5 protein-coding genes are annotated in these 6,156 nt (G+C 39.7%); 3 read left to right on the top strand and 2 right to left on the bottom strand.

The genetic code is table 11. The features are described from left to right. Positions 1–165: 165 nt before the first annotated feature. Together H5181_RS11420 and H5181_RS11415 are read right to left on the bottom strand one after the other, a co-directional pair. Positions 166–2,085, bottom strand: coding sequence for an alkaline phosphatase (locus H5181_RS11420; RefSeq protein ID WP_404948504.1), 1,920 nt, complete (start codon positions 2,083–2,085; stop codon positions 166–168). 19 nt (positions 2,086–2,104) lie between these two features. Further along, entirely contained in the window at positions 2,105–3,709 is a 1,605-nt protein-coding gene (locus tag H5181_RS11415; protein WP_041413089.1) for an alkaline phosphatase, read from the bottom strand. A 466-nt stretch (positions 3,710–4,175) separates the two neighbouring features. Here H5181_RS11415 and H5181_RS11410 point away from each other — a divergent pair, with 466 nt between their 5' ends. The 3 genes from H5181_RS11410 to H5181_RS11400 all read left to right on the top strand — a co-directional run bounded on the left by H5181_RS11410 (position 4,176) and on the right by H5181_RS11400 (position 6,051). Further along, positions 4,176–4,433: a penicillin-binding protein gene (locus H5181_RS11410; RefSeq protein WP_254439883.1), complete on the top strand. Its 258-nt coding sequence runs from the start codon at positions 4,176–4,178 to the stop codon at positions 4,431–4,433. A gap of 637 nt (positions 4,434–5,070) precedes the next feature. Beyond that, positions 5,071–5,406: a hypothetical protein gene (locus H5181_RS11405; protein WP_182751058.1), complete on the top strand. Its 336-nt coding sequence runs from the start codon at positions 5,071–5,073 to the stop codon at positions 5,404–5,406. A gap of 333 nt (positions 5,407–5,739) precedes the next feature. Next, positions 5,740–6,051 (top strand): hypothetical protein, encoded by a 312-nt coding sequence (locus H5181_RS11400; protein ID WP_145991542.1) that lies wholly within the window; start codon positions 5,740–5,742, stop codon positions 6,049–6,051. Positions 6,052–6,156 lie beyond the last annotated feature (105 nt).

Raw genomic sequence — 6,156 nt, 5'->3', positions numbered from 1 at the left:
TGAGAGCCTACAAGGATAAGAATTTGAAGCTGTTGAAATGGCATTGGATGTCAGCAATTAAGATGCTTCAAAATTTAGTAAGGGACCCACAAGCATCCTATTAAATTCGTGGGGATCCCTCAGGGGCGAACCCCTATTCTTTATTGATGACTTATTTAGCGGTCTTTATTGAGTTGCACCAGAAAGGTTACCAGCGTAATCCATTACATGGAATATTAAGCTTTGCTCATTAGTCCCTGTAATTAAGTGAGCGCCAGGTCCTACAGCAAAAACGCCAACGTCTTCACCTGCATGCGTTTCACTGCCTAGTGGCACTAGCGACTCTTGGTGGAAACCTGCTGTTGATGTATCAATATCGGTTAAGTCAACACGGCCAGTTACCGCAGCCGCTGCATAACTGGCATCGGCATCAGTTTCTGTCCCTAAGTCTCTAAAGCCAAGGCCGTTGGTGTAACCTACCGTGGTATAAGGCATATCGTCTGAGGCTAAACTTGGCTCAGTTGCACCAATACCAACCACTTTACCTAAGATTGGGTTACCGCGTTTAGGGTAGCCTGCAATGGTAAATACATGGCTGTGATCAGCTGTAACAATAATTAAAGTGTCTTCTTGGCTTGTTGCATCAACCGCTACTTGCACTGCTTTAGCAAACTCAATCGCGTCATTTAGCGCGTTGTAAGCATTTCCGGCATGGTGAGCATGGTCAATTCGACCAGATTCAACCGTTAAGAAGAATCCTTTATCGTTATTATTAAGCACCTTAATGGCAGTGGCGGTCATTTCTGACAAGCTAGGTTCACCAGCAATATCATTTTTACGATCAGCTTCGTATTGCATGTGCGATTCGTTAAATAAACCAAATACGCGCGGTGTTGTTTCAGTGTCTATAGCATTAAATGAAGCCTGGTCAAATACATAAGCACTTGTTGCGTACTTCGCTTGCCATTCTGCGGTTAAGTCACGGCCATCAGTACGGTCACCTTCAATAGTACTGACTGCGTCATTGCTGTTATATGCTACATCTTTAGGTAAAAAATGACGGCGACCACCACCCATAACCACTTCAATACCATCAACATCTACACCGGCATATCGAGCTTCTAAGTTGGCTTCAAAATTGACTAACTGTAATGCAATATCTTCACAATTAGCGCGCTCAGGGTTGTTGGCAATATCCATATCTGAGATATCTTCCCAGTTACGATCCGCTGACTTTGCATAAGTTGCAGCCGGTGTCGCGTGGGTAATACGTGCGGTAGAGATAACACCCGTTGATTTACCTGCAATTTCAGCTAACTCTAACGCAGTGATCATCTCAATGCCTTTCGTGCTAGCACAGTTGCCACGAACCACATCTTCGTCAACACCTAGTACGCCAGCATCTGTTTTAATGCCTGACATCATCGCTGTCATTGTTCCTGCAGAATCCGGTGTTTGTGCATCAACGTTGTAGGTTTTCGCTAAACCAGAAAATGGGAATTTATCAAAGCTTAATTGGTTTTCTTCACCCATCATGCCTTTATTTTGGCCATCTAAAATACGTGCAGCAGTTACAGTTGAAACACCCATACCGTCACCAACAAATAAAATCACGTTCTTAGCTGAGCCTTTAAGTGCGGTTATTTCTGCTGCGGTAGATGCAGTTGCAATCGATACGTTGGCATTGTTTGCTAATTGGCTATCAATTTTATTCCAAATATCGTCTGCTGTTTCTATTTCGGCAGCGCCTTGTTTAAACCATGAGTTATTTAAACTGCTTAGTAGTTCGGTATCGTTTACTGTGGTCGCTGCAGGCGAACATACATATTGAGTTGATGTTATTTCAGACGCATCTAAAACGGTATCTGCATTTGTATCGATACCCGAGTCGATTTGCACACCACCATTGAGACAATTAGCATTACCTACCGCTAAGGGGGTTTGGGTAATTAACGCGTTGGTTCCGTTCGTACCATTAGTACCGTTTGATCCGTCAGAACCATTGATACCGTTAGTTCCATCTGTACCATTGTCACCGTTATCGCCACAAGCTGATAATGCAAAAACCAATGAAACTGTTAATGTTGATAATATAAATTTATTCATCATAAAAACCTTATAGGGTCTATTGACCAACTAAACCAAGAGCACGATTGATTAAATGGAATACAACGCTTTGTTCAACAGTACCTTGAACTAATTGCGCTCCTGGGCCTGATGTATGAATAGCCACATCTTCCCCTGCGTGAGTTTCGCTACTCAATGGAACAGTCACTTCTTGGTGATAACCAGAGGTTGTTGTATCGATTGCAGTGATGTCTTGACGGCCTGCAACGGCTTCAGCAGCATAAGATGCATCACCATCTGTTTCAGCCCCTAAGTCTCTGAAACCAAGTCCATTGCTATACCCTAATGTGGTGTAAGGATTACCAGCTGAATCTTCGCTAGGCTCAGTCGCACCAATACCAACCACTTTACCCAAAATAGGATTACCACGTTTTGGATAGCCTGCAATGGTAAATACATGGCTGTGATCAGCAGTGACAATGATTAGCGTTTCTTCATCATTTGTGGCGTCTAATGCCGCTTGAACAGCATTTGAAAACTCAATAGCATCATTAAGCGCTGTGCTTGCGCTGCCAGCATGGTGTCCATGGTCAATTCGTCCAGACTCAACCGTTAAGAAGTAACCTTTTGGGTTGTTATCAAGTATTTTAATGGCTTTTTCTGTCATTTGAGACAGGCTGGGTTCGCCTGCAATATCATTGGCTCGGTCAGCTTCGTATTGCATATGCGATTCATTGAATAAAGCAAAAACACGTTCAGTAGATTCTGTATCAATGGCATCAAATCCAGTTTGGTCAATAACGTATTGACCATTTGGATACATAGCACTCCATTCTGCGGTCAAATCGCGGCCATCGGTACGGTCACCTTCAATAGCGCTAACGGCATCGACACTATTAAATGCGGCATCTTTAGGTAAAAAATGACGACGACCACCGCCCATCACAACATCAATGCCGTCTACATCAACACCGGTGTAACGTTGTTCTAGATTTTTTTCAAAGTTAACCAGTTGTGATGCGATATCTTCGCAATCTGCACGTTCAGCATTATTGTCAATATCCATGTCTGAGATATCTTCCCAGTTACGGTCTGCTGATTTTGCATAAGTGGCGGCTGGCGTTGCGTGAGTAATACGTGCGGTTGATAGCACACCCGTCGATAAGCCTTTTATTTCGGCTAACTCTAAGGCGGTTACTACTTCATTGCCTTTGACTGAGGCACAAGTACCACGAACAACGTCTTCATCAACACCCAGAACCCCGGCGTCTGATTTTAAGCCGCTCATCATGGCTGTCATGGTGCCTGCTGAATCTGGTGTTTGTGCATCTACATTGTAAGTTTTAACCAGAGCTGAATAAGGAAATGTTTCAAAGCTTAAGTAACCTTCTTCACCAGAATTACCGGCTAATTGGCCTTTTAAAATCCGAGCTGCGGTAAGTGTGGAAATCCCCATGCCATCGCCAACAAACAAGATGACATTTTTTGCCCTTGTTGATCTTGATTGTTGTAATTTTTCTGTGATGGTTGCTTGGCCGTCTTTATACCAAGCATTATTGAGTTGTGTGTCAGTCGTTGTCGCTGCGGTTGCAGAACCTGCGTATGTTGCCGAAGACAATATACTAGCGATAACCACTGATAAGCCTTGTTTGAGCATATTCATATTACCTATGTTGTAGTTAAGTTATTTGAGAACCTGGCCATAACATAGAGGTTTACAATGAACGTTAAGTAACACTGCGATTACAATTTGATTACAAGAGCGTTTGGGTTTTATGTGTATATAATCAAGCTGCTGATTTTATTGTTATTTAATAATGATCTCTGTATTGGTGTTATTACCGAATAATAAGTTTGTTTGGTCGCTATACTACTCAATGTTCGGAATGTAATTAATAGCAACACTATGATTAAATTATATTTTATGAGTAAATAATTATAAATCCTACCGTAATCTGAGTTGAAAGAGGTTAAGTTGATTAGCTATAACAGAGGGGCATCGTTGTACTCCTACCTTGCTCGTGTGTTTATTGACTCAATCAATCGCAGCCCTACCTTATGGCAGAATAGTTGAGTAAGATGTTATTAATTAAAACTATTAAATCAGGACTGTTTGTATGGGGGAAGTTATGAGTAAAGAGATGAGTGAAGCAAATAGTGAAGTAAACAGTGACAAAATGAGTGAGTCTGCTTTAAACGCATTGAAAATCGCGTTTACCTACATGCCTAAATCAATTGAAGTGACTAAGTATGAGTATGGTGACAGCTACCAAAAAATATTAGATCACATTGAAACCGTTAGGGAAATATTACTGATTAATGATGTTGATCCTGAAGAAGTTTATGGTGAGGTTAATCCAGAGAGCACGCCCAATTCAACTTATTGATAATATTTATTTTAAATAAATATTATCAATATTATCTTGGGAAGCCAATATTTTTTCGTGTGGTGGATGGGGAAATGTTATTTTATGTCAAACACATAGAAAGTTTGTGGTGATATTAATCAATAGCTTAAGCGGCCGCAACTGGCGGCGTTATGTATTTAGGATTATTTATAGCCAACTCAAGGATGAGGAATCCAAATGAGATTCAAGAATAAGCTCAAGCGAGCACAATTTGGTGCTTTGACTTTATGTCTAGGCACTTCTCTATATATGTATATTCTCGTGGGAAGTTCATCACCTTTCATAATGCTTGGTTTGTAGTGAGCACCTAGAGCTAAAGTGACAACAAGGCTTATCAAACTACTAACGTTGGTTGTGTACTTAATAATCTCTAAAACTAACATCCAAACAGTCATCTGATTTCCAGCTTGATTGATATCAAGCCGCGAGTGCTGATTTAAATCTACCGTATTGCTCATCATTTTCCATATAATGCTCAGTTTGTTGATTATTTTACTTGGATTTATATATTTAAATAGTGCAGAGGACTATCGCAATCAAAGCTAAAAGCAGTTATGTTAATTAACCATAAAAATGAGAGACATAGTTTTGCCTAGTTGCAAAAGGAAGATGCTAAATGAATGATATTGCATTAGAAGAAAAACAAAATATTGTTAAAAAACTATTTTCCGGTGGGTTTAGATTAGTTGATGTCTTTTGGGCTGGATTCGTTTTAATAAGTGTAATTATTAGTTTAATTGTTTCAAAATTAACAACGGTAGAGTCGCTAATTATCGGAGATTGTTTAAAGTCTGTTTATTTTATCTTGATTAGTATTGCTGTCTGGAAGTCTGCGAGTACATATCAAGGGAAAAAAATATGGTCTGTTTTAGCTAAAATTTGTTCAATACTAACTATTTTTGGCAGTATTTTTGCTCTTGGTTCCTGGGTTATGTATGTTTCTTCAAACTAGCAACATCATTTGACGTTGAACTAAGCTGCTCGGAACAAAATGATGCTCAATAGATTGAACTACAGATATTGAATCAACTAGACTTAGAACAGATGTGATTGAACACCACAATGACAAGGGGATTTCAATGAAATACGTACAAATCAAGCCTTGTAATCAATTAAAAATTGCTCTTCAGCCCAGAGCCGATATCAAAAAAGAAAACTCCTTTAGTATAAAACTTATCAATTAACCTTGACTCGGCATAGGGCAAGTCTACCAAGCTGTTTGCGGCATGCAAAGTGCGCATCGCACAAATGCTAAAACGTTATGTGCCAAAGAGAGGCTCAAGTTTTGCGTAATTATTACATCGTCTTATTCTTTATCGCTTCTTTATTTGGATGTGGACAAAAAGCTGAATCAACTTCGGAACAGGTTGAGAGAAATATTGTTCAAAGCTTGAAAGTTGGAGATGATGCTAAAGCTATTGAGAATTATCTTAATGCCCAAAACATCCCTTTCACTTATGACAAATATACCAATAGATTTCAGGGAATAATTCGAGGTAAAAGCTCAAGCTTACAAGCTATTACTATTTCAATTGTATTGGATAATCAGCAGAGGTATATCAACGTTGAAGTTAATGATAGCTACACTAGCTTGTAAGGTGCATAACAAATTACCTAAGTTAGTCACAAAAAGCCACATCGAAGATAATAAAATGATAGATGCCGATGAGTTAGCGAGTATCCAAAACATGGATGTTTTGGC

The sequence above is a fragment of the Shewanella sp. SG44-2 genome (assembly GCF_014164215.1).
Classification (GTDB): domain Bacteria; phylum Pseudomonadota; class Gammaproteobacteria; order Enterobacterales; family Shewanellaceae; genus Shewanella; species Shewanella frigidimarina.
The sequence above is the reverse complement of the archived record's forward strand: the minus strand, read 5'-3'. Positions and strand labels throughout refer to the sequence as shown.

What these genes read in the sequence shown, in the direction of transcription:
- H5181_RS11420 (WP_404948504.1), bottom strand. Translation starts at nt 2,085, where the DNA reads ATGAATAAATTTATATTATCAACATTAACAGTTTCATTGGTTTTTGCA.
- H5181_RS11415 (WP_041413089.1), bottom strand. Translation starts at nt 3,709, where the DNA reads ATGAATATGCTCAAACAAGGCTTATCAGTGGTTATCGCTAGTATATTG.
- H5181_RS11410 (WP_254439883.1), top strand. Translation starts at nt 4,176, where the DNA reads ATGAGTAAAGAGATGAGTGAAGCAAATAGTGAAGTAAACAGTGACAAA.
- H5181_RS11405 (WP_182751058.1), top strand. Translation starts at nt 5,071, where the DNA reads ATGAATGATATTGCATTAGAAGAAAAACAAAATATTGTTAAAAAACTA.